This window comes from Teichococcus rhizosphaerae (genome assembly GCF_002631185.1).
GTDB lineage: Bacteria > Pseudomonadota > Alphaproteobacteria > Acetobacterales > Acetobacteraceae > Pseudoroseomonas > Pseudoroseomonas rhizosphaerae.
In genome coordinates, this window is record NZ_PDNU01000017.1 from 1 (window position 1) to 20,404 (window position 20,404).

Below are 20,404 nucleotides of genomic sequence, written 5' to 3' on the forward strand. Positions count from 1 at the left end.
GTGATGCAGGCCTTCTCGGCCGGGCAGATCGAGGCCTCCTCGATGGGCGCCTCGGGCTATGCCGGTGCCTGGCTCGACACCAACGGGGCGGTGGAGCCGCTGGTGGTGCCGCTGGAGAGCGACGGCTCCTCTTCCTACATCTCGGTGATGGTGACGCGGAAGGATTCCGGCATCACCTCGCTGGAGCAGATGAAGGGCAAGTCCCTCGCCTGGGCCGACCCGAACTCCACCTCCGGCTACCTGATCCCGCGCTCCGAGCTGCGCAATTCGGGCGTCGACATCAACGGCTTCTTCTCCCGCACCGGCTTCGCCGGCGGGCATGAGCAGGCGGTGGTGGCGGTGCTGCAGAAGCAGTACGACGCCTGCTGCACCTGGGCTTCCGGCATCGGCGACCAGAGCCAGGGCTTCAGCCGCGGCAACCTGCAGGCGATGGTCTCCAAGGGCATGCTGAAGATGTCCGACCTCAACCTGATCTGGAAGTCCCGTCCCATCCCAAACGGCCCGCTGGTGGTGCGCTCCGCCCTTCCGGCGGCGTTCAAGGAGGACTTCACCAACTTCCACCTGGCGCTGCCCACCAGCCACCCGAAGATCTACTCGGACATCGAGCGCGGCGGCGGCAAGGGCTATGAGCGCGTGACCCACGCCATGTTCGAGCCGATCATGCAACTGCGCCGCGAGGAGGCCGCCGAGCGCCGCCGGCGCTCCTGAACATCGCCCCGCGCCGCCGGCACTGCTGAGCGACGGCCCGCGCCGTCGGCGCTGCTGAGCGACAGCCCGCGGCGCCGGCGCCGCCGAACAACAGCCCGCGCCGTCGGCGCTGCTGACCATGGCCTGGCGCCGCAGGCGTCGTTGACCATGGGCCGGCGTCGCCGAGCCGGCGGGCCGGGGGAGAGATCCACCCTCCCCCGGCCCCTTCCCGCCCCCGCATGAGAGAGTTCATGGACGCCATCGCCGCGCATCTTCCGGTGGTGCAGCGCGGGGAGGCCGCCTTCCAGGCGCTTCGCCGCCAGCGCCGCAACGCCACGCTGCTGGGCCTCGGCCTGCTGGCCGCCCTGTTGCTGCTGGCCGCCCGCATCAGCGAGTTCCACCCCGCCACCCTGGCCGCCGGCCTGCCGCGTATCGGCGAGTATTTCCAGCGCATCCTGCCGTCGCTGCAATGGTCCGCCCTGCTCGCCGGGCCGGACACCGAGGGCAGCATCGCCTTCTGGTTCTACCGCCTCGATTCCTGGCTGCTGCTGCTGGCGCAGACGGCGCAGATGGCGGCGCTCGCCACGCTTTCCGGCGCCGCCGTGGCGCTGCTGCTGGCCTTTCCCGCCGCGCGCAACCTGGGCGCCGGGCGCTGGCTCTCGCCGCTGACGCGCCGCGCGCTCGAGGCCACCCGCACCGTGCCCGAGATCGTCTATGCGCTGATCTTCGTCTGGGCCTTCGGCGTCGGGCCGCTGGCCGGCATCCTGGCCATCGCCATCCACACCGCCGGCGCGCTGGGCAAGCTCTTCGCCGAGGTGATCGAGAACGCCGAGATGCAGGCCTGGGACGGCATGCGCGCCTCGGGCGCCAACTGGGCGCAGGCCTGCCGCTACGCCATCCTGCCGCAGGTGGCGCCCAACCTGCTGAGCTACGCGCTGCTGCGCTTCGAGATCAACGTGCGCGGCGCCAGCGTCATCGGCTTCGTGGGCGCGGGCGGCATCGGGCAGGAGCTCTACCAGGTGATCGCCTTCAACTACTACGAGGAGATCAGCGCCATCGTCCTGCTGGTCATCCTCGCCGTCATGCTGATCGACCTCGTCTCCGAGCGGCTGCGGCACCGTCTGATCCATGTGGCGGGAGGGCGCTGAGATGCGGCCGGATGCACGAACCGTTGCGCTGTGGCAGGCCCGCATGCCCGCCGCCTTCGGCCCCGCCGGCACCACCCGCGCGCTGCGCTGGGCGGGCGGCGCCGCCTTCCTGCTCTGGCTCGGCTGGAGCTTCTGGCTGTTCGACATCACGCCCCTGCGGCTGTGGAACGGGCTGGAGGGCCTGGCCACCATCCTGCGGCTGATGGTGCCGCCCAATCCCGGCGCGCTGTGGCTGGAGATCCTGAAGGGCATGGCGGAAAGCGTGGCCATGGCCTTCCTGGGCACCTTCCTGGCGGCGCTGGTGGCGGTGCCGCTGGGCTTCCTCGGCGCGCGCAACATCGTCACGGTCACGCTGCTGCGCTTTTCCGTGCGGCGCCTGTTCGACGGCATCCGCGGCGTCGACCAGCTCATCTGGGCGCTGGCCTATGTGCGGGCGGTGGGGCTCGGGCCGCTGGCCGGCGTGCTGGCCATCTTCACCAGTGACCTCGCCGTGCTGGCCAAGCTCTACGCGGAGGCGATCGAGAACGTCGAGAAGCGCCAGGGCGAGGGCGTCACCGCCTCGGGCGGGGGGCGGCTGCACGCGCTGCGCTTCGGCGTGCTGCCGCAGGTGCTGCCGGTGATGCTGGCCCAGGCGCTCTACTTCTTCGAGAGCAACACGCGCTCGGCCGCCATTCTCGGCGTGGTGGGCGCGGGCGGCATCGGCCTGCAGATCGCCGAGCGCATCAAGGTGCGGCACTGGGACGAGGTGGCCTTCATCATCATCCTGATGGTGCTGACCGTGGCCGCGATCGACACGCTGTCCGGCGCGCTGCGCCGCCGCCTGATCGGCCGCCGCGAGGCCGCCATCGCCTGACCTCACGCCGCCGCGCATGAAAAGGCCCGGAAGGAGAACCTTCCGGGCTTTTTCATGCGCGGTTCAGGGCCGACCGCGTCAGGCGGCGTCGTCGCGCCGGTCGCGGGCCTTCACATAGGCCACCGCCGCGTGCTCGGGGCAGTAGGGCTTCGCCGGGATGGCCTCGGCCGTGCAGAAGCGGAATTCTGGCGTGCCCGGCTCGCCGATCGGCCAGCAGCAGGAGCGGCCTCCCCGGCGCTGGAAGGGCCGGACCACGGCCGGCGGCGGCGCGGGGCGGCGGGCCGGCGCGGGCGGGCGCGGCGCGGCCAGGGCGGCGGCGGGCGCGATGGGCTGGGTGGCCGGCGGCAGGGTGGTGAGGGCGGGGCGCACCGGTTCCGGCTCGGGCGCCGGCGCGGCGGCGGGTGCCACCGGCAGGGGCTGCGGCTCGGCCACCGGCTCGGCCGCGGCCACCGGTTCCGCAGCGGTCGCGGCGGCGGGCGCCACGGTGGCGCGGGCCTCGCTTTCACGGCGGATCGGGCTGGGGCGCGCCGGCAGGTTCAGGCGGTGCGCCTTGCCGACCACGGCGTTCTTGGAGATGCCCATGCGGCGGCCAATCTCGGCCGTTGAATGGCCTTCGGCCCAGAGGGTCCGCAGAGCCTCGATTGCTTCCGCTGTCCAATCCATACCCAGGCTCCTGCCTCCACCCCCAGATACGGTAGTTAACGCCGGGGTGGCGACACAAGATGCGGCGCAAGCAGCGACTCGCAAAAGTTGTGGAAAAGAATTTCCCCTCCTCCGGATGAGGCGAGGCGGGCGTGGCGGGGCCGCGCCGGCCGCCTCTGTTCCCGCGAAACGGCGCCCGATGCAAGGCGGCGTTTCACGGGAACGGGAGAGCGCTGGATCAGAACAGCAGGCCCTTGCGCAAAAGGCCGTGCACGCCCTTCTCGCCGTTCACCGTCTGGGTGACGTGGAAGTCCACCGCCAGCGAGCAGAACTGGTAGGCGTCGGCCGCCGAGAGGCTGCTGCGCGCGGTGATGAAGGCGATCATCTCCCGCAGCGCCTGCTTCATGGCGATGTCGAGATCCTCGTGCATGCCCATGCTGATGTAGTGGGTCGGCGTCTCGGCGCGCGGGTAGCGCAGGGCCGGGCGGCGGGTGCCGTCGCCCTTCTCCAGGCTCAGGCGGAAATGGCCGGTCAGGCACATCTCCAGCGCGGTGACGCAGACCTCGCCGTCACCCTGCACGCCATGGCCGTCGCCGGCGCTGAACAGGCCGCCCGGGCGGTGCACCGGCAGGAAGAGGGTGCTGCCCGCCACCAGCTCCTTGTTGTCCAGGTTGCCGCCATGGGCGCGCGGCTCCTTGGTGGAGATCTGCCCCCACTCCACCGGCGGCGCCACGCCCATCACGCCGAAGAAGGGCGCGAGCGGCAGGGTCATGCCATGGTTGTCCGGCCCGAAGGGCAGGCGGCAGGTGCTGGCCGCGCGGTCCACGGGGATGTGGATGAGGCGGCGATAGGGAAAGTCCTCCGGCAGCGTGCCGACCAGGGCGCGGAAGTGGTTGTAGCCCCAGTCCGCCCCCAGCTCGATGCCCTCGATGTCGATGCGCAGGCAGTCGCCCGGCTCGGCGCCCGCCACCGCCACGGGGCCGGTGACGAAATGCGGCCCGAGCCGCGGCATGGCGCCGGCCGCGATGGCCTCGTGGATCCCGGCCAGGGCCGCCGGCTTGGCCAGGCCGCTGCTTTCGGGCGGCATCACCTCGGCGGGGCCGGAGACGCATTCCATCACCACCAGGTCGCCGGATTCGACCGTGAGCACGGGCGGAAACGCGGCGTCGAACGCCCCGAAGCGCACCGTCTCGGGCGAAGCGCGCAGATGATGGGTGGCAGGCATGACGGGTTCCCTCCTGGCCCCGCCACATTCCCGGCGATGCGGCGGCCGGTCAACTCCCGCCGCCTATTCCTTCAGGAAGCCGCCCGACTGGCGGCGCCACAGCCGCGCATAGGCGCCGCCGCGCGCCAGCAGCTCCGCGTGGCTGCCCTGCTCGGCGATGCGCCCCTGCTCCAGCACCACCAGCCGGTCCATGCTGGCCAGGGTCGAGAGCCGGTGGGCGATGGCGATCACGGTCTTGCCCGCCATCAGGCCGGTGAGCTGTTCCTGGATCGCCGCCTCCACCTCGGAGTCGAGCGCGCTGGTGGCCTCGTCCAGCACCAGGATGGGGGCGTTCTTCAGCAGCACGCGGGCGATCGCCACGCGCTGGCGCTGGCCGCCGGAAAGCTTCACGCCGCGCTCGCCGACATGCGAGTCGTAGCCCGCGCGGCCGCGCCAGTCGCGCAGGCCGGCGATGAAGTCGTGCGCCGCCTGGCGCGCGGCCGCCTCCACCTCGGCCTGGGACGCATCGGGGCGGCCATAGCGGATGTTGTCGCGGATCGAGCGGTGCAGCAGCGCCGTGTCCTGCGTCACCACGCCGATGGCGCCGCGCAGGCTCTCCTGCGTCACGCCGGCGATGTCCTGGCCGTCGATGAGGATGCGGCCCCCCTGGGGAGCGAAGAAGCGCAGCAGCAGGCTCATCGCCGTCGTCTTGCCCGCGCCGGAATGGCCGACCAGCCCGACCCGCTCGCCCGGCGCGATGTCGAGGTGGAAGTCCTCCAGCACCCCGCGCCCGGCCTTCGGCTCCTGCGCGCCCATCTCCTGCGTGCCGGCATAGGCGAAGCGCACATGCTCGAAGGTGATGCGGCCCTCGCGCACCGCGAGCGGGCGCGCGCCCTCCGGGTCCGGCGCCGTGGGCGGCACGGCGATGCTGCCGCTCGCCTCCTGCACCACGCCGAGATTCTCGAAGATGCCGGCGACGTTGAAGGCCACCCAGCCGGAGATGTTGGCGATCTGCCACGCCATCGGCAGCGCGGCCGCGACGATGCCGAGCTCGATCCGCCCCGCATCCCACAGCCCGAGCGCGATGCTGGCCATGGAGACCAGCATGGTGGCGTTGAGGGTGGAGAGCAGCAGCGCGTTGAGCGTGACGAGCCGCATCTGCCGCTGGAAGGCGGCGGTGAGGCCGAGGATGCCCTCGCGCACGAAGGCGTCCTCGTCCTCGGCGCGGGCGAAGAGCTTGAGCGTGAGGATGTTGGTGTAGCTGTCGACGATGCGGCCCGTCAGCAGGCTGCGCTGCTCGGAGGCGGCGCGGGCACGGGCGCGCATGCGCGGCACGATGAAGCGCAGCAGCAGGCAATAGGCCGCGAACCACACCAGGATGGGCAGCGCCAGCCAGAGGTTGGCCGAGGCGAGGTAGAGCACCGCCCCCGTGCCATAGACCAGGATGTACCAGACGGCGTTGACCGACTGCACCACGCTCTCGCGCAGCGCCGGCCCCGCCTGCATGACGCGGTTGGCGATGCGCCCGGCGAAGTCCTCCTGGAAGAAGGACCAGCCCTGGCGCACCACGTGCCAGTGGCTCTGCCAGCGGATCATGCTGGTGACGCCGGCGTTGATCGCCTGCTGGCCCACCAGGTTCTGCGCCAGGATGGCAACGGGCCGCGCCAGCAGCAGCACGAGCGCCATGCCGAGCAGCGCCGGCCAGCGCTCGGCCAGCAGCGCGCCCGGCGGGTGCTCCGACAGCATGGCGACGACGCGGCCGATGAACACCGGGATCAGCGCGTCGAGCAGCGCCACGCAGAGGCCGGCGAGGAAGAGCAGCCCGAACAGCGCCCGCGACTGCCGGATGAAGTGCCAGTAGAAGCCCCACAGCCCCGCCGGCGGCGGCGCCTCCGGCACCGGGCTGCCGAGGAGGCGGCTGGCCCGCTGCCCGGGCGCCGCCACGGGGTCGATGATTCGCTCGAAGATGCGGCTGGCCATGGAGCGGCATGGCAGAACCCGATGGCGCGGCCTGTCAAGCGCAGGGCCATGACAGGCCGCGCCACGGTGGCGCGAGCGCCGCGCCCGCGCTCAGCCCAGGCCGAGGTCGCGGTTCTCGCCGATGCCGAACTGGAGGTAGTGCGCCAGCGGGTTCACCCCCGCCGCCGCCACATCCGCGTTGGCCGCGAGATAGGCATCGCCCGAGAAGGCGGCGCTCGGGTCGCGGTGCTCGGTCCAGCCGAACTCCAGGTAGTGCTGCACCGGGTTGACCCCGGCCGCCGCCACGTCCGCGTTGTTGGCGAGGTAATAGTCCAGGTCGAACCAGGCATTCGGGTCGCGCCCTTCCCGCCAGCCGAACTGGTCGAAATGCGCCTGCGGGTCCATGCCCGCCGCCGCCACGTCCGGGTTGCGCGCGAAGTAGAAGGCGGCATCCATCAGCGGGCCCTGCGGCGCGGTGGCGTGCGGGGTGGCCCCGGCGGTCGGGCTGTCCTGCGCCTGGCCGATGGTCAGGTAGTGCAGCAAGGGGTTGCCGCCGGCCGCCTCCGGGTTCTCCGCCAGATAGAGGCCGGTGGAGAAGGAGAGCGACGGGTCGCGCCCTTCCTGCCAGCCGAACTCCATGTAGTGCTGCAGCGGGTCGAGGCCGGAGGCCGCCACGTCGGGGTTCTGGTCCAGGTAGTAGGTGACGTCGAACAGGGCGTTCGGGTCGCGGCCCTCCCGCCAGCCGAATTGCTGATAGTGCTCCAGCGCATCCATGCCGGCGGCCGCCACGTCCGCGTTCCGCACCAGGTAGAAGTCGCGGTCGAAGCCGGGGGTGGGGAAGTCCTCCGCCGCGCGCGGCAGGTTGATCACCAGCGCCAGGGAGGCGGAAGGGTCGGAGCGCAGGTCGCCCAGGCTGGCCACCGCCACCAGGTTGTGCGCGCCGCCCGCCAGCTCGGCCGCGGTGATGCTCCAGGCGCCGTTCTGGGCCGTGGCGGTGCCCAGCACGGTCACGCCATCGGTGCCGTAGAGGGTGACGGTGCTGCCCGTGGCGGCCGTGCCGTGCAGGATGGGGGTGGTGTCGGCGGTGATGTTGTTGCCTGCCACGCCCGTGTCGCTCGCGGCGTCCAGCAGCAGCGTCGGCGCCGGGGGCGGCACCTCCTCTTCCGCAGGTCCGGCCGGCACCGTCACGGCGAGGGGGCTGGAGGTGGACACCTCGAAGAAGTGCATCAGCCCGTCATCGGGGCTCCGCTTCGCCTCCACCGAGGTGGCGGTGAAGGCATGGGTGCCCTCCGCCAGCGGCGCGGTGGTGAAGTGCCAGATGCCGTTGGCGTCGGTCGTCGCCTCGCCCAGCTTCGTGCCCGCCGCGTCCTTGATGTAGACGAGGGTGTACTGGTCGTCGGGCGTCGGGGCGTAGATCTCGGCGCGGCCGGTCAGCACCGCGACGGTGCGGCCCTGCGCGTCCGTTTCCAGGCGCGGTGTCCCGGTCAGGCTGGCGGTGAGGTCGAAGTCGCGCGCGGTGAAGTCGGCGGCGCGCAGGGCAATCTCGCCGCGCACGGTGAGCGCCTGCGTTTCCGAAAGGCGGAACACCACCGCGCCGTCCACCTCGGTGGCCGTCGCCAGCAGGCCCGCGAGGCTGCGGTAGTCGAAGCCGGGCAGGCTGATCAGGTCGCCGCCATCGTCGCCGGGATGGAAGCCGAGGATGGTGTCGCTGCCCTCGCCCGCGCGGATGATGAAGGTGTCGCCGCGCGGGATCACGTGGCCAGCCTCATGCGGGCTGCCGCCGCCCATCAAGACATCGTCGCCCGCGCCGCCATCGAGGATGTTGGGCTGCGCGTTGCCGGTGATGGCGTTGTTCAGCGCATTGCCGGTGCCGGAGGACCAGGAGGTGCCGGTCAGCCGCAGGCTCTCCACATTGTCCGGCAGGGTGTAGCCGGAAAGCCAGGTCTCGACCGTGTCGGTGCCGCCGCCCGGCGCCTCGATCACCTGGTCCGACAGGTCGGAGACCAGGTGGGTGTCGTCCCCGGGGCCGCCGGAGATGATCCTGCCGCCGTTCAGCGGGCTGATTGCCGTGCTCAAGATGAAGCCTGTCCCCTTGCCGGCAGCCCCCGCGCGGGCCGCCGCGTCCGCCTCTCTTGAAGCAGCCTCGGCATGGCGGCCGCAAGCGTGGGCTTGGGCAAGAAAACGCGAGCAGAATCCGATAATTAACAAGAATTCAGGCGGCGGAAACACGGCCGGGGCGAAAGATGGCGAAAACCGGCGGATTGAAATGCCCCGCCCCCGCTTCCCGCCTGGCGCCGGAGCTGGAGGCCAGTCGGGCGCCCGCCCCTACAGCCAGCCCTTGCGCTTGAAGTAGAGGATCGGCAGCACGGCGCTGACCACCATCACCAGCAGCGCGGCCGGATAGCCGAACTGCCATTGCAGCTCGGGCATGGCGGCGAAGTTCATGCCGTAGATGCTGGCCACCAGCGTGGGCGGCATCAGCGCCACGCTGGCGACGGTGAAGGTCTTGATGATGCCGTTCTGGTCGATGTTGATGATGCCCAGCACCGCGTCGAGCAGGAAGTTGGCCTTGTTGTTGAGGAAGGCCGCGTGCTCCACCAGCGAGCGCACGTCGCGCATCAGGGTCTTGATGCCGCCCTTGTTCTCCTTGCGCACGGCGATCGACTTCTCGGCGCCCACGAAGGAGAGGATGCGCGAAAGGCCGAGCAGCGTCTCGTTGGCGCGGCTGGTCACCTCGCCCACCTGGCCGAGCGCGATCAGCACGTCCTTCAGGTCGGCGTCGCGCGCCTTCACCTTCACCTTCTTGGTGCTGCGGGCGTTGCGGAAGGCGGATTTGCTGGCGCGGTCCATGTCGGCGCCGATGCGCTCCAGCACGTCCGCCAGCCGGTCCACCACCGCCTCGAACTGCGCCAGCATCACGCCGTCCGGGCTGGCCAGAAGCGCGGGCGTGCGCAGCACGCGGTTGGCGAAAAGGGCGAAGGCCTTGGGCGTCGCGTAGCGGACGGTGACGAGGCTGCGCTCGGCCAGCACGAAGGTGATGGCGGTGGAGCCGAACTCCCCCTCATCCACCCCGTAGAGGAAGCTGGCGGTCAGGAAGAGCGCCTCGTCCTCCTTGTAGAGGCGCGAGGAGCTCTCGATCTCCTGCATCTCCTCCCGCGTCGGGATCTCCAGGCACAGCGCCGCCTGGACCGCCTTCTCCTCCTCCGGGCTGGGGTTGAGCAGGTCGATCCAGACCGCGTCGCGCAGCGCCTCGGGCGCCGGGATGCCCTCGTGGCGCAGGGTCCGGCCCTCGCGCACGGTGTAGGTGGTCATCATGCCGTGCGCACTCCCGGCGATGCGTTGTCGAGGGAAAGGAGGTCGAGAAGGAGCGAGGGTGCCGCTCAGGCGGCGGAAAGGCGCGGCACGGGTAGGCCGAATGCCGCCGCGACGCCAGGGAAATCCTCGGCCCAGGGGTGCCGCCCGCTGGCCGCCGTGCCGTCCTGCGCCCGCACCAGCTGGCAGACGCGCAGGCCGGCATGCGCCGCCGCGTCCAGCTCCTCCGCCACGTCGGACAGGAACAGGATCTCGGCCGGCGGCCGGTGCAGCCCCTGCGCGATGGCGGCGTAGCTGGCCGCTTCCCGCTTGCCGCCCACCGCCGTGTCGAAGAAGCCGCCGAAGAGCGGCGTCAGGTCGCCGGCCAGGGAATGGCCGAAGAGCAGCTTCTGCGCCGCCACCGAGCCGGAGGAATACACCGCCAGGAACAGGCCCGAGCGCGCCCAGGCGCGCAGGCAGGGCGCCACGTCCGGCCAGAGATGCCCCTCGATCTCGCCGCTGACGAAGCCCTGGCGCCAGATCAGCCCCTGCAGCGTCTTGAGCGGGCCGATCTTGGCGTCCTCGGCCATCCAGCGTCGCAGCGCGGCGCGCTCGTCCTCGCCCGGCTTGGCCATGAGCCGCACCTCGCGCAGGCAGGCGGCCACCGCCGCCTCCTCCGCATGGGCGTCGAGGAAGGCGTCCAGCGCCCGCTCCGCGAAGGGGAACAGCGTCTCCTTCACGAAGGCGATGGCGCTGGTGGTGCCCTCGATGTCGGTCAGCACCACGCTGAGCGGCGCCGCTCCCGCGCCACCCGGAGCCATGCCGCCCGCCACGTTGCCGCTCACCCGGTCACCGCGGGGAAGCGCTCGGAGATGTCGGTGCCGGTGTAGTGCGGCGTCCAGCCCGTGGTGTCGGTGAAGACGCGCAGCGCCGTGACGCGCGGCTCGGTGCCGGCGTCGAACCAGTGCTGGGTGTTGGCCGGCACGCTGATCAGGTCGCCCCGGGTGCAGTGCGCGTCATACACCTTGCCGCCCACATGCATGATGAAGTTGCCGCTGCCCTCGTGGAAGAAGCGGATCTCATCCTCCGTGTGGGTGTGCTCGGACAGGAACTTGGCGCGCAGCGCGTCCTTCTGGGGGTGGCTGCTGTCCAGCTTGATCACGTCCGCCGTGCCGGCGTTGCTGCCGGCCATGAAGGCGTCGAGCTGCGGGCGGTAGGCCTCCAGCACGGCCTCGGCCGGGGCGCCCTCCGGCAGGTCGGCCACCTGCCAGCGCTCGAAGCGCACATTGATCGGCGCCAGCGCCCGGGCGATCTCCTCCGCGTCGCTGGTGCGCAGCAACTCGGCGCCGGTGGCGGCGTCCTTGACGGTCAGAAGGCTCATCGGCTCCTCCGCTCCTGTAATTCGCATTCCAGCATGAATTCGAGCGCCTCCAGCCGGGCCAGCGCCGCATCCATGTCCCGCGCCCATACATAGACGCCATGGCCCCGGATCAAATAGCCCGGGGGAATGACAGAACCGGTGGCGGGGGAAATGGCAGCCATGCCATCCCAGCGCGCATCCACCGCCCGCTGCAGCCGGGCGATGTCCTGGTCGTTGTCGAACACCGGCAGCGTCACCGCCGCCTCGTGGGTGGGCAGGCCGGGAAAGGCCTTCAGCAGCTCGTAGCCGGCAAGCTCGATCCCCTCGCCCGCCTGGCGGGACAGCACGGTGTTGGCCACGGAATGGCCGTGCAGCACCGCGCCCGCCTCGGGGAAGCGGCGGTAGATGCCGCAATGCAGCAGCGTCTCGGCCGAAGGACGCGCCCCCGCCTCCTCCGGCCGTCCCTCCAGGTCCACCCCCATCACCGAATCGGCGTCGAGGAAGCCCTTGTGCCGGCCGGAGCGGGTGATGGCGACGCGGCCGCCCGGCAGCCGCACGGAGAAGTTCCCGGCCGTGGCCGGCACCCAGTGGAAGCGGTCCATGCGGCGCCCGGCGCCGATGATGGCCTGGATGGCGGCGTCGGGGATGGCCAGGGAGGAGGATGGGCTCATGCGGCGGGCTCCGGTCTGCCGGCGGGGTGGATGCGGCGCTGATACAGCACCAGCGCCACCGTGCCAGCCACGCCCAGCATGTCCGTGTAGCCTTCGGGCACCATCAGCGAGAGGCCGAGCAGCCCCGCCGCCAGCCGCAGAACCGGGGGCAGCGGGCCGTTCAGCATCCAGCCCTCCGTGGCGCAGGCCAGCATCCACACCCCCGCCACCGCGGTCGCCACCGCCAGCAGGATGCCGGGCAACGGCCCCTGCGCCAGCAATGCCGGCGAGATCCAGAACAGGAACGGCACGATGAAGGTGGCCAGTCCCAGCTTCACCGCGATGAGGCTGGTGCGCCAAAGGTCGGCCCCCGCCATGCCGGCGGCGGCGAAGCTGGCGAGCGCCACCGGCGGCGTGATGGCCGAGAGGGTGGCGTAGTAGAAGATGAACATGTGCGCCACCAGCGGCTCCACCCCGATGCGGGTGAGGCCCGGCGCCACCACGGCGGCGGCGATGGCGTAGGCCGCGGTGGTGGGCACCCCCATGCCGAGGATGATGGCGACCCCCATGGAGAACAGCATGGCCAGGAAGGTGGAGGCACCGGCGATCTCCAGCAGCAGGCTGGCGAAGCGCCCGCCCACCCCGGTGAGGCCGATGACGCCGGCCACGATGCCCGCCGTGGCGCAGACGGCGATGAGCTGCATCATCTCCCGCGCGCTGCCGGAAAGCGCGCCATAGATCGCCCCGGCCGTTTCGCGCGCCGCGCCGGCGATGGCGGCGGCGGCGCCCTGCCCGCCCAGCGCCAGCCGGTGCGCCAGCGCGGTGCCGAGCATGATGACGATGGTGGCGCCGATGCCCCAGGCGGCGGCGCGGAAGGGCGAGAAGCCGATCACCAGCATCCAGATCAGCAGCACCAGCGGCGCCGCCATGTAGGCGCGGCGGGCCAGCGCCACCCAGCGCGGCAGCTCCTCGCGCGGCAGGCCATGGATGCCGGCCTTGCGGGCGTTGAGGTCGCAATGGATGTAGTTGGCGACATAGAACAGCAGCGCCGGGATCAGCCCCGCCAGGGCGATCTCGGTGTAGGGCACGCCCAGCACCTCGGCCATGATGAAGGCGCCCGCCCCCATTACCGGCGGCGTGATCTGCCCGCCGGTGGAGCTGGTGGCCTCCACCGCGCCCGCCGTGGCGCGGTCATAGCCCACGCGCCGCATCATCGGGATGGTGAACATGCCCGAGGCCACCACGTTGGCCACCGCCGAGCCCGAGATGGTGCCGAACAGCAGGCCGGACAGCACCGTCACCTTGGCCGGTCCGCCGCGTGCCCAGCCCACCGCCGCCAGCGCCAGGTCGTTGAAGTAGGTGCCGGCGTTGGACACCTGCAGAAAGGCCGCGAAGGTGACGAACATGGCGATGAAGGTGGCCGAGACCTGCACCACCGTGCCCAGCAGGCCGTTGTTGCCGAACACCTCGACCAGCGCCGGCGCCAGCTCCACGCCCCGGTGGTAGAGCGGCCCCGGCATCCAGGGGCCGATGAAGCAGTATACCAGGAACGCCGTGGCGATCGCCGGCATGATCAGCCCGGCGGTGCGGCGGGTGAACTCCAGCACCAGCAGGATGCCCAGCCCCGCCGCCGCCAGGTCCCGCCAGTTGGGGCCCATGAAGGAGCGCATCTCGATGCCGTCGGCATCCAGCGCGTAGTGGGCGACGATGAGCAGGCAGGGCAGCATCAGCGCCCAGTCATGCCAGGGGATGCGCGAGCCCCCCTGCCGCCCAGGCGCGAACAGCGCGAAGCCCAGCGCGGCGCCGATGAACACATGCGCGGCGCGCGACACGGTGGGGTCGGCCGGCACCACCAGCAGCACCCAGAGATGCCAGGCGATGAAGGCGGCGCCCACCGCCTGCCAAAGCCTCCCCTGCCAGCCCGCCAGCGCGCGCCGCGAATTGGCGAATTCCAGATCGTCGACCGGCGTGGTCCCGCCAGCCGCCTGCATGGCGCCCGAATGCGTCAATAACCGCTCCCCCTTGCCTGCCGCCGGCTGGCCCCTTCAGCGGGGTGCCGCGTGCTTCCTGGGCGGCGCGCCGGCGGCGCGCCACGCCCGCAGGCTACCGGGCGGGGCGGACAGGTTTCAACGCCGCGTTGGCGGCGCCGGCAAAGAGCCTGCCCCTGCGGGGTGCCACGGCGGCCAAGGCGGGAGGCGGGAGGTCATCGACGCGCGGCGACGGCGCCCGGGCATGGCCCTGGGCCACCCCGGCGCGCCGCAGGGCGCCGCGACAAGGGAGCGGGAGGCTCGCTCCCGGCACCCGATTTCCGCCCCGGACAGGGCGGGCCAGAGCCGGCGGCCGGGCCTCGCGGCCCGGCCAGGCGGCTCAGGCCGCCGGGTGGGACGAGGTGGAGGTGTTCGGCTGCGTGCTCGCGTTGCGCGCCTGGGCGGGGCTCGCCGGGCCGGAGATGTTGCCGGCGGGCGGCGCGGGCGGCGCGTCGGCCGCCATGGAGGCATCCTTCTCGTCGTCCTCCTTCATGTTCTGCTTGAAGGACTTGATGCCCTTCGCGAGGTCGCCCATCAGGCCGCTGATCTTCCCGCCGCCGAACAGCAGCAGGATCACGAGCAGCACGACAAGCCAGTGCCAGATGCTGAAGGAACCCATAGCCACGCCTCGATCCAATTTGGGCGGCCACCGGCGTGACGGGAATGCCCCAGCCAGCCTGACCGCGTCTCCTCGCCTTGATGCCGCAGACTACTGTCCCGCGCACCGTCGCGCAAACCAGGACATGGCGTGAATCGCGCCCGGAAACAACCACCCTTGCAACCGGATGACATTTCGTCCATTAAATCCGCGGATCCGGGCCCCTCTGGCGACCCGGCGGCCTCTGCGCCTCGCCGCGGACTGCCGCCTTCGTGATGTCGGATCGACTTCTCGTGCAATCCGGGCCCGGTCTGCATCCCCTGTAGCGATCCCTCCACGGCCGAAATGTGGCCGGGCCCCTATTCTGAGGAGCCGTCCCTCCGTGGAAGCTTCCATCTGGTTCTGGGTTATCTTCAACGCGGTCGTGCTGGGCCTGCTGCTGCTCGATCTGGGCGTCTTTGCCCGAAAGGACGCCAATGGCGACCCGGCGCCGGTGCCGGTCAAGACCGCGCTGATCAAGTCGGCCGCCTATGTGGGCCTGGCCTTGCTCTTCTTCGGCTGGCTGCGCATGAGCTACGGCCTGACGCCGGAGGAACGCAGCGCCAAGAGCCTCGAGTTCCTCACCGGCTACGTCATCGAGTGGTCGCTCTCGGTCGACAACATCTTCGTCTTCGTGCTGCTCTTCGCCAAGTTCGGCGTGCCCGCGGCCTACCAGCACCGCGTGCTGTTCTGGGGCATCCTGGGCGCGCTGGTGATGCGCGGCATCATGATCCTGGTGGGCACCGCGCTGATCCGCGAGTTCGACTGGGTGATGATCATCTTCGGCCTGTTCCTGGTCTATAGCGGCTGGGCCATGCTGCGCGCCGCCGACGAGGAGCCGGACCCGACCAACAATCCGGTGCTGGGCTGGATGCGCCGCCACCTGCCGGTGACGGACACCTTCCGCGGCAAGAACTTCAGCGTCGTCGAGAACGGCAAGCGCATGCTGACGCCGCTGGCGCTCGTGCTGGTGCTGGTGGAGCTGACCGACCTGCTGTTCGCGCTGGACAGCATCCCGGCCATCTTCGCCGTCTCGACCGACCCGTTCATCGTCTACACGGCGAACGTCTTCGCCATCCTCGGGCTGCGCGCCATGTACTTCGCGCTCGCCGGCATCATCCACCGCTTCAAGTACCTGAAGCACGGGCTGGCGATCGTGCTGATGATCGTGGGCGTCAAGATGCTGGCCAACTGGTTCGCCGGCGGCAAGGCCGTGCCGGTGGAGTACGCCCTGATGGTGACGGCCGCGATCATCGCCGGCTCCATCGCCCTCTCGCTGTGGAAGACCCGCGGCGAGAAGGAGGAGCCGATCCTCTGACGGGAAGCGCCGGGGGAGCGGAGGCTCCCTCCCCCGCCGCCCGCTTCCCCGCCCTGCCGGCGGGGAAGGCTTTCCGGCGGCTCAGTCGGCCCTGATGCCGAGCCGCTCGATCATGCCGCCCCAGCGCGCGGTTTCCGCCGCCACGAAGGCGGCCAGCTCCTCCGGCCCGCTGGCGACGATCTCGAAGCCCGCCGTGCCGGTGGCCTGGCGCGCCTCGGGGGTTTCCAGCGCCGCCCGCGTCTCGCGCGCCAGCCGGGCGATCACCCCGGGCGGCATGGAGGCGGGCGCCACCAGCGCGTTCCAGGCATAGGAGACGGCGCCGGGCAGCCCGGCCTCCTGCAGCGTCGGCACCTCCGGCAGCTGCGGCAGCCGCGCCTCGGCCGTCACGGCCAGCGCCCGCACCTGACCTTCCCGCACCTGCGGCAGGATGCCCGCAACCGTCAGGATCATCGCGTCGATCCGGCCCGCCACCAGGTCCAGCACCGCCTGCGGGAAGCCGCGATAGGGCGCGTGCTCCAGCGCGATGCCGGCCCGCGCCTTGAGGTCCTCCATCGCGAGATGCCCGCCCGAGCCGGCGCCCACGGAGCCGTAGGTGAGCCTGCCCGGCCGCTCCCGGGCATAAGCGATGAAGCCGGCCACGTCCTGCGCCGGAATGCCGGGGCGGACCACCAGCACCTGCCCGGACCGCGCCAGCAGCGAGATGGGGGCGAGATCCTTCACCGGGTCGTAGGGCAGGTGGGCGTAGAGGGCGGGGGCGGTGGCCAGCGGGCCATTGATGGTGAGGCCGATGGTGTGGCCGTCCGTCGCCTTGGCCACCGCGTCGGTGCCGATGTTGCCGCCCGCGCCCGCGCGGTTCTCCACCACGAAGGGCTGGCCGAACACGCTGCCGTAATGCGGCGTCAGGGCGCGGGCCAGGATGTCCGGCGTGGAGCCGGCCGGAAAGGGCACGACGAAGCGCACCGGCCTGTCGGGCCAGGCCGGCTGCGCCCGCAGCGGCCGCGGCGCGGCCAGGGCGGCGGCGCCCAGGGCAAGGGTGCTGGCGAGCAGGGTGCGGCGATGCGGTGTCACGGGCCAACCTCCGGCAGGGCTTTTCCACGCTTGCAGCACGGGCGGCGCGCGGCGTCCAGCGGGGCTAGCGCGCCGCCACCGCCTGCCCGCCATGCACGAAGCCGGCGGCCGGGTAGGCCGTCACCCCGTAGCTCCGCGCCGGCGGGTACCAGACCCGCACCAGCGACCAGTCGTTGCGCGGCGAGACGTCCATCACCGGCTGGTCCAGCGCGATGCGGCCCTTGGAGGAGCCGCTGGCCCAGTTGGCGTGGTCCACCCGGATCTCGCGCGCCGACAGCACCCGGCTGACCACGGCCACATGGCCATCCCGCATCCGCCCCGCCGGGCGCAGCACCAGCACGCTGCCGGGGCGCGGCGAATGGCCGCGCGCGTAGCGGCCGGAGGCGGCCTCCCACCAGGTGCCGGCATCGCCGTGCAGTTCCACGCCCGAGCGGGCGCGGGCATAGGGCACGCAGGCCACCGGCTCGCGCAGGGCGGCGGCGCCGGTGACGGGCCCGCCACCCCCGCCGCCGCAGGCGGACAGGAACAGCGCCGCCAGCAGCGCCAGCGCCCCGGGAAGGGCGGCGCCCCTGCCCGGAGCCCCCACCCTCAGGCCGCGCGGGCGGCGGGAACGCCGCGCATGCGCCCGCCCGGCGTGCCGCCGGGGACGGCGGCGCACAGGTCGGCGGCCTTCAGCAGCTTCGCCCAGTCCAGCCCGGTGGAGACGCCCATGCGCCGGAACATCCAGGCCAGGTCCTCGGTGGCGGTGTTGCCGGTGGCGCCGGGGGCGAAGGGGCAGCCGCCGAGGCCGCCCGCGGCGCCGTCGAACACCCGCACCCCCGCCTCGAAGGCCGCCAGCGCATTGGCCACGCCCATGCCGTAGGTGTCGTGGCCATGGAAAGCGAAGGGGTTGTTCCAGGAGGCCAGGGCGTGGCGGAACACCTCGGCCACCTGGTCCGGCGCGGCGTTGCCGGTGGTGTCGGCGATGCCGATCTCCATCTCGGGGTCGAGCGAGTAGACCTTCTCGACCATGTCGATGGCATCCGCCACCGGCACCACCCCCTCGAACGGGCAGTGGAAGGCGCAGGACAGGTTGAAGCGCATCTTCACGCCCAGCCGCGCGCCCTCGCGCACCAGCTCGGACAGCTCGGCCAGGCTGTCGGCGCGGCTGCGGTTGAGGTTGGCGCGGTTGTGCGCCTCGGTGACGGACATGAAGAAGCCCAGCCGGTCCGCCCCCGCCGCCATGGCGAGGTCGAAGCCCTTGCGGTTGGGCACCAGCACGGTGCTTTCCAGCCCCGGCAGCGCGCGGGCGGCCTTCAGCACCTCGGCCGTGTCGGCCATCTGCGGCACGTGGCGGGGGCTGACGAAGCTGCCCACCTCCATCCGCCGCAGGCCCGCCTCGTGCAGCGCCCGCACCATGGCCACCTTGGTCTCGGTGGCCACGAAGGGGCCGATGGATTGCAGCCCGTCGCGCGGGGCGACCTCGCTGATGGTGACGCTCTCGCCCATGGTCAGACCTCCTCCCCCAGCCACTGGCCGAACACCCGCGCGTTGTGCTCCCCGAGGGCCGGCCCCGTCCAGCGCACCATGTCGCGCGGCGCCACGCCGTCGAAGCGGAAGGGCGCGGCCGGGTGCAGCACCGGGCCGATCAGCGGGTCGCGCAGCTCCATCACTGAGTCCCGGGCGCGGAAATGCGGGTCCTCCGCGATGTCGCGGATGTCGTAGAGGCGTGAGCAGGGCACGTCCACCGCCTCCAGGATGTCCTGCGCCTCCTTGGCCGGCAGGGTGCGCGTCCAGGCGCCGATGGCGGCGTCGAGCTCCGCGGCGTGGGCGCAGCGGCCGCCATTGTCGGCCATGCGCGGGTCCTCGGCCAGCTCGGGCCGGCCGATGGCGCCCATCAGCCGGCGGAAGATGAGGTCCGAGTTGCCGGCGACGCAGAGCCACTTGCCGTCCGCGCAGGGGTAGGTGTTGGTGGGCGCGGCGGTGGGGATGGCGGCGCCCGCCGGCTGGCGGATCTTTCCCGTCAGGCCGTATTCGGGGAGCATCCCCTCCATCAGGCTGAGCACGCTGTCCACCAGGTTGATGTCGATGATGCGGCCGCGCCCGCCCTCGCCGGCGCGGTCCCGCCCCCAGCAGGCCGAGACCACGGCCATAGCCGCGTACATCCCCGCCAGGTCGTCGCTGATGGAGATGCCGCAGCGCGGCGGCGGCAGCTCGGTCTGGCCGGGATTCGCGGTGAGGTGGCGCAGGCCCCCCATCGCCTCGCCGATGGCGCCGAAGGCCGGCTTGTCCCGGTACGGCCCGTCCTGCCCGTAGCCCGAGACGCGGGCGATGACGAGGCGCGGGTTCTCCGCCTGCAGCACCTCCGGCCCCAGCCCGATCCGCTCCAGGTAGCCGGGGCGGAAATTCTCCACCAGCGCGTCGGCGCCGGCGGCGAGCTTCAGCAGGCGCGCCTTGTCGCGCGGGTTCTTCAGGTCGAGCGTGACCGAGAGCTTGTTGCGGCCATGGATGCTGAACCACACCGGGTGCCCCTGGGCCTTGCTGCCCCAGCCGCGGATCGGGTCGCCTTCCGGCGGCTCCACCTTCACCACCTCGGCCCCCATGTCGGCCAGCAGGCGGGTGGCGAAGGGGCCGGCGATGTAGTGGCCAAGCTCCAGCACCCGCAGCCCGGCCAGGGGAAGGCCGGATTGCGGCGAAGTGGGCTGGGGCGAAGTGGGCTGGGGCGAAGTGGGCTGGGCCGTGCTCATGCGCGTGTCTCTCTCCCCTGTTGGCAAGGCGCAGCCTTGGCGAGACGGCGGCCCCCGGCAAGGGGGCGGCGGTTTTTTTGCGCCGCACCGATCCTGGAAACCGAAGCTCAATGATTGCCGTAGCAGAATGCGCCCGGGCCATGAACCCGGGCCCTGCTTTCCCCGATCGGATGCCGGCCCCCGAACCCGCCGGCATCCCCCGCGCCACCCAGCCTGCCCGGCGCGGCACCTCCCCCCTGAGGGCGGACCTTCCCCCGGAGGTCCGCCCTGTTTTTTCGCCTCCGCTTGTTGTGCGGCGCGGCAGGCCTGGATCGGGCCGGGCGGCGGCCCGATCATGCGCGGCCTCCCCGTCTGCCGAAGGAGCCCTGCCCATGCCCGTCCCGCCCCATCCCACCCTGCCCCATCCCCTCCCGTTTCCTTCCGCCACCCTCCGGCCGTTCCGGAAGGCGCGCGCATGATCAACGGCCTGACCCTTCTCCTCCTTTGCCAGCTCTGCGGCGAGGTGCTGGGCCGCGCGCTGCACCTGCCGGTGCCCGGGCCGGTGATCGGCATGGCGCTGCTCTTCGCCGGGCTGCTGCTGCGTGACAGGCTGAGCGACAGGCCGGCCGAGGCCCCCGCCGCCCCCGGCCTCGGCCAGACGGCAGACACGCTGCTGATGCATCTCGGCCTGCTTTTCGTGCCGGCGGGGGTGGGCGTCGTGGTCTACCTGCCGCAGCTGGCGCGGGACTGGGCGCCGCTCTCGCTGGCGGTGGTGGCGGGCACGCTGGCCGGCATCGCCTTCACGGGCCGGCTGGCCCAGGCGCTGATCCGGCGCCTCGGCTGAGGGCGCGGAAG

At 72.0% G+C, this 20,404-nt stretch carries 19 protein-coding genes; 5 read left to right on the plus strand and 14 right to left on the minus strand.

The annotated features are described in order from the left end of the window. The 3 genes from phnD to phnE (CR162_RS10550) all read left to right on the plus strand — a co-directional run. On the plus strand, positions 1-708 hold a 708-nt coding region (gene phnD, locus CR162_RS10540), incomplete at its 5' end, for a phosphate/phosphite/phosphonate ABC transporter substrate-binding protein (protein ID WP_099095517.1). Between the two features lie 230 nt (positions 709-938). After that, the gene (gene phnE / locus CR162_RS10545; RefSeq protein WP_099095518.1) at positions 939-1,835 is read left to right on the plus strand and encodes a phosphonate ABC transporter, permease protein PhnE; all 897 of its coding nucleotides are present in this window, start codon (positions 939-941) and stop codon (positions 1,833-1,835) included. Positions 1,836-1,878: 43 nt separating this feature from the next. Continuing rightward, positions 1,879-2,688, plus strand: coding sequence for a phosphonate ABC transporter, permease protein PhnE (gene phnE / locus CR162_RS10550; protein WP_245870255.1), 810 nt, complete (start codon positions 1,879-1,881; stop codon positions 2,686-2,688). Between the two features lie 78 nt (positions 2,689-2,766). Here the strand turns inward: phnE (CR162_RS10550) and CR162_RS10555 are convergent, their stop codons facing one another. The 10 genes from CR162_RS10555 to CR162_RS10600 all read right to left on the minus strand — a co-directional run bounded on the left by CR162_RS10555 (position 2,767) and on the right by CR162_RS10600 (position 14,440). Then, positions 2,767-3,351, minus strand: a complete 585-nt coding sequence (locus CR162_RS10555) for a GcrA family cell cycle regulator (protein WP_099095520.1) — start codon at positions 3,349-3,351, stop codon at positions 2,767-2,769. 217 nt (positions 3,352-3,568) lie between these two features. Beyond that, on the minus strand, positions 3,569-4,555 hold the full coding sequence (locus CR162_RS10560; protein WP_099095521.1) for an acetamidase/formamidase family protein: 987 nt from the start codon (positions 4,553-4,555) through the stop codon (positions 3,569-3,571). Between the two features lie 63 nt (positions 4,556-4,618). After that, complete coding sequence (locus CR162_RS10565) at positions 4,619-6,514, minus strand: ABC transporter ATP-binding protein (RefSeq protein ID WP_099095522.1); 1,896 nt, start codon at positions 6,512-6,514, stop codon at positions 4,619-4,621. A gap of 90 nt (positions 6,515-6,604) precedes the next feature. Next, positions 6,605-8,569 carry an Ig-like domain-containing protein gene (locus CR162_RS10570; protein WP_099095523.1) on the minus strand — a complete coding sequence of 655 codons (1,965 nt, stop codon included), beginning with the start codon at positions 8,567-8,569 and terminating at the stop codon, positions 6,605-6,607. A 249-nt stretch (positions 8,570-8,818) separates the two neighbouring features. Continuing rightward, positions 8,819-9,808 carry a magnesium/cobalt transporter CorA gene (corA, locus tag CR162_RS10575; protein WP_099095524.1) on the minus strand — a complete coding sequence of 330 codons (990 nt, stop codon included), beginning with the start codon at positions 9,806-9,808 and terminating at the stop codon, positions 8,819-8,821. A 65-nt stretch (positions 9,809-9,873) separates the two neighbouring features. Continuing rightward, on the minus strand, positions 9,874-10,605 hold the full coding sequence (mtnC, locus tag CR162_RS10580) for an acireductone synthase (protein WP_099095628.1): 732 nt from the start codon (positions 10,603-10,605) through the stop codon (positions 9,874-9,876). A 20-nt stretch (positions 10,606-10,625) separates the two neighbouring features. Beyond that, positions 10,626-11,165: a 1,2-dihydroxy-3-keto-5-methylthiopentene dioxygenase gene (locus CR162_RS10585; RefSeq protein WP_099095525.1), complete on the minus strand. Its 540-nt coding sequence runs from the start codon at positions 11,163-11,165 to the stop codon at positions 10,626-10,628. Then, positions 11,162-11,815, minus strand: coding sequence for a methylthioribulose 1-phosphate dehydratase (locus tag CR162_RS10590; protein WP_099095526.1), 654 nt, complete (start codon positions 11,813-11,815; stop codon positions 11,162-11,164). Before CR162_RS10590 ends, CR162_RS10585 begins: the two co-directional genes overlap by 4 nt. Further along, positions 11,812-13,803 carry a TRAP transporter permease gene (locus CR162_RS10595; RefSeq protein ID WP_099095527.1) on the minus strand — a complete coding sequence of 664 codons (1,992 nt, stop codon included), beginning with the start codon at positions 13,801-13,803 and terminating at the stop codon, positions 11,812-11,814. The genes CR162_RS10590 and CR162_RS10595 overlap by 4 nt, the downstream gene beginning before the upstream one ends. Before the next feature lie 358 nt (positions 13,804-14,161). Beyond that, on the minus strand, positions 14,162-14,440 hold the full coding sequence (locus CR162_RS10600) for a twin-arginine translocase TatA/TatE family subunit (protein ID WP_099095528.1): 279 nt from the start codon (positions 14,438-14,440) through the stop codon (positions 14,162-14,164). A 361-nt stretch (positions 14,441-14,801) separates the two neighbouring features. Here CR162_RS10600 and CR162_RS10605 point away from each other — a divergent pair, with 361 nt between their 5' ends. Then, positions 14,802-15,776 carry a TerC/Alx family metal homeostasis membrane protein gene (locus tag CR162_RS10605; protein WP_099095529.1) on the plus strand — a complete coding sequence of 325 codons (975 nt, stop codon included), beginning with the start codon at positions 14,802-14,804 and terminating at the stop codon, positions 15,774-15,776. An 81-nt stretch (positions 15,777-15,857) separates the two neighbouring features. Here the strand turns inward: CR162_RS10605 and CR162_RS10610 are convergent, their stop codons facing one another. From CR162_RS10610 to CR162_RS10625, 4 genes are all read right to left on the minus strand, one after another. After that, positions 15,858-16,844 carry a Bug family tripartite tricarboxylate transporter substrate binding protein gene (locus CR162_RS10610; RefSeq protein ID WP_245870256.1) on the minus strand — a complete coding sequence of 329 codons (987 nt, stop codon included), beginning with the start codon at positions 16,842-16,844 and terminating at the stop codon, positions 15,858-15,860. 64 nt (positions 16,845-16,908) lie between these two features. After that, positions 16,909-17,430 (minus strand): CHAP domain-containing protein, encoded by a 522-nt coding sequence (locus CR162_RS10615; RefSeq protein ID WP_141563132.1) that lies wholly within the window; start codon positions 17,428-17,430, stop codon positions 16,909-16,911. Between the two features lie 2 nt (positions 17,431-17,432). Then, a complete protein-coding gene (locus tag CR162_RS10620; RefSeq protein ID WP_099095531.1) occupies positions 17,433-18,332 on the minus strand; it encodes a hydroxymethylglutaryl-CoA lyase in 900 nt (299 codons plus the stop codon). Between the two features lie 2 nt (positions 18,333-18,334). Next, on the minus strand, positions 18,335-19,570 hold the full coding sequence (locus CR162_RS10625; protein ID WP_099095532.1) for a CaiB/BaiF CoA transferase family protein: 1,236 nt from the start codon (positions 19,568-19,570) through the stop codon (positions 18,335-18,337). A 454-nt stretch (positions 19,571-20,024) separates the two neighbouring features. On the opposite strand from CR162_RS10625, the gene CR162_RS10630 reads away from it, so the two are divergent. After that, complete coding sequence (locus CR162_RS10630; RefSeq protein WP_099095533.1) at positions 20,025-20,393, plus strand: CidA/LrgA family protein; 369 nt, start codon at positions 20,025-20,027, stop codon at positions 20,391-20,393. The last annotated feature ends 11 nt before the right edge of the window (positions 20,394-20,404 follow it).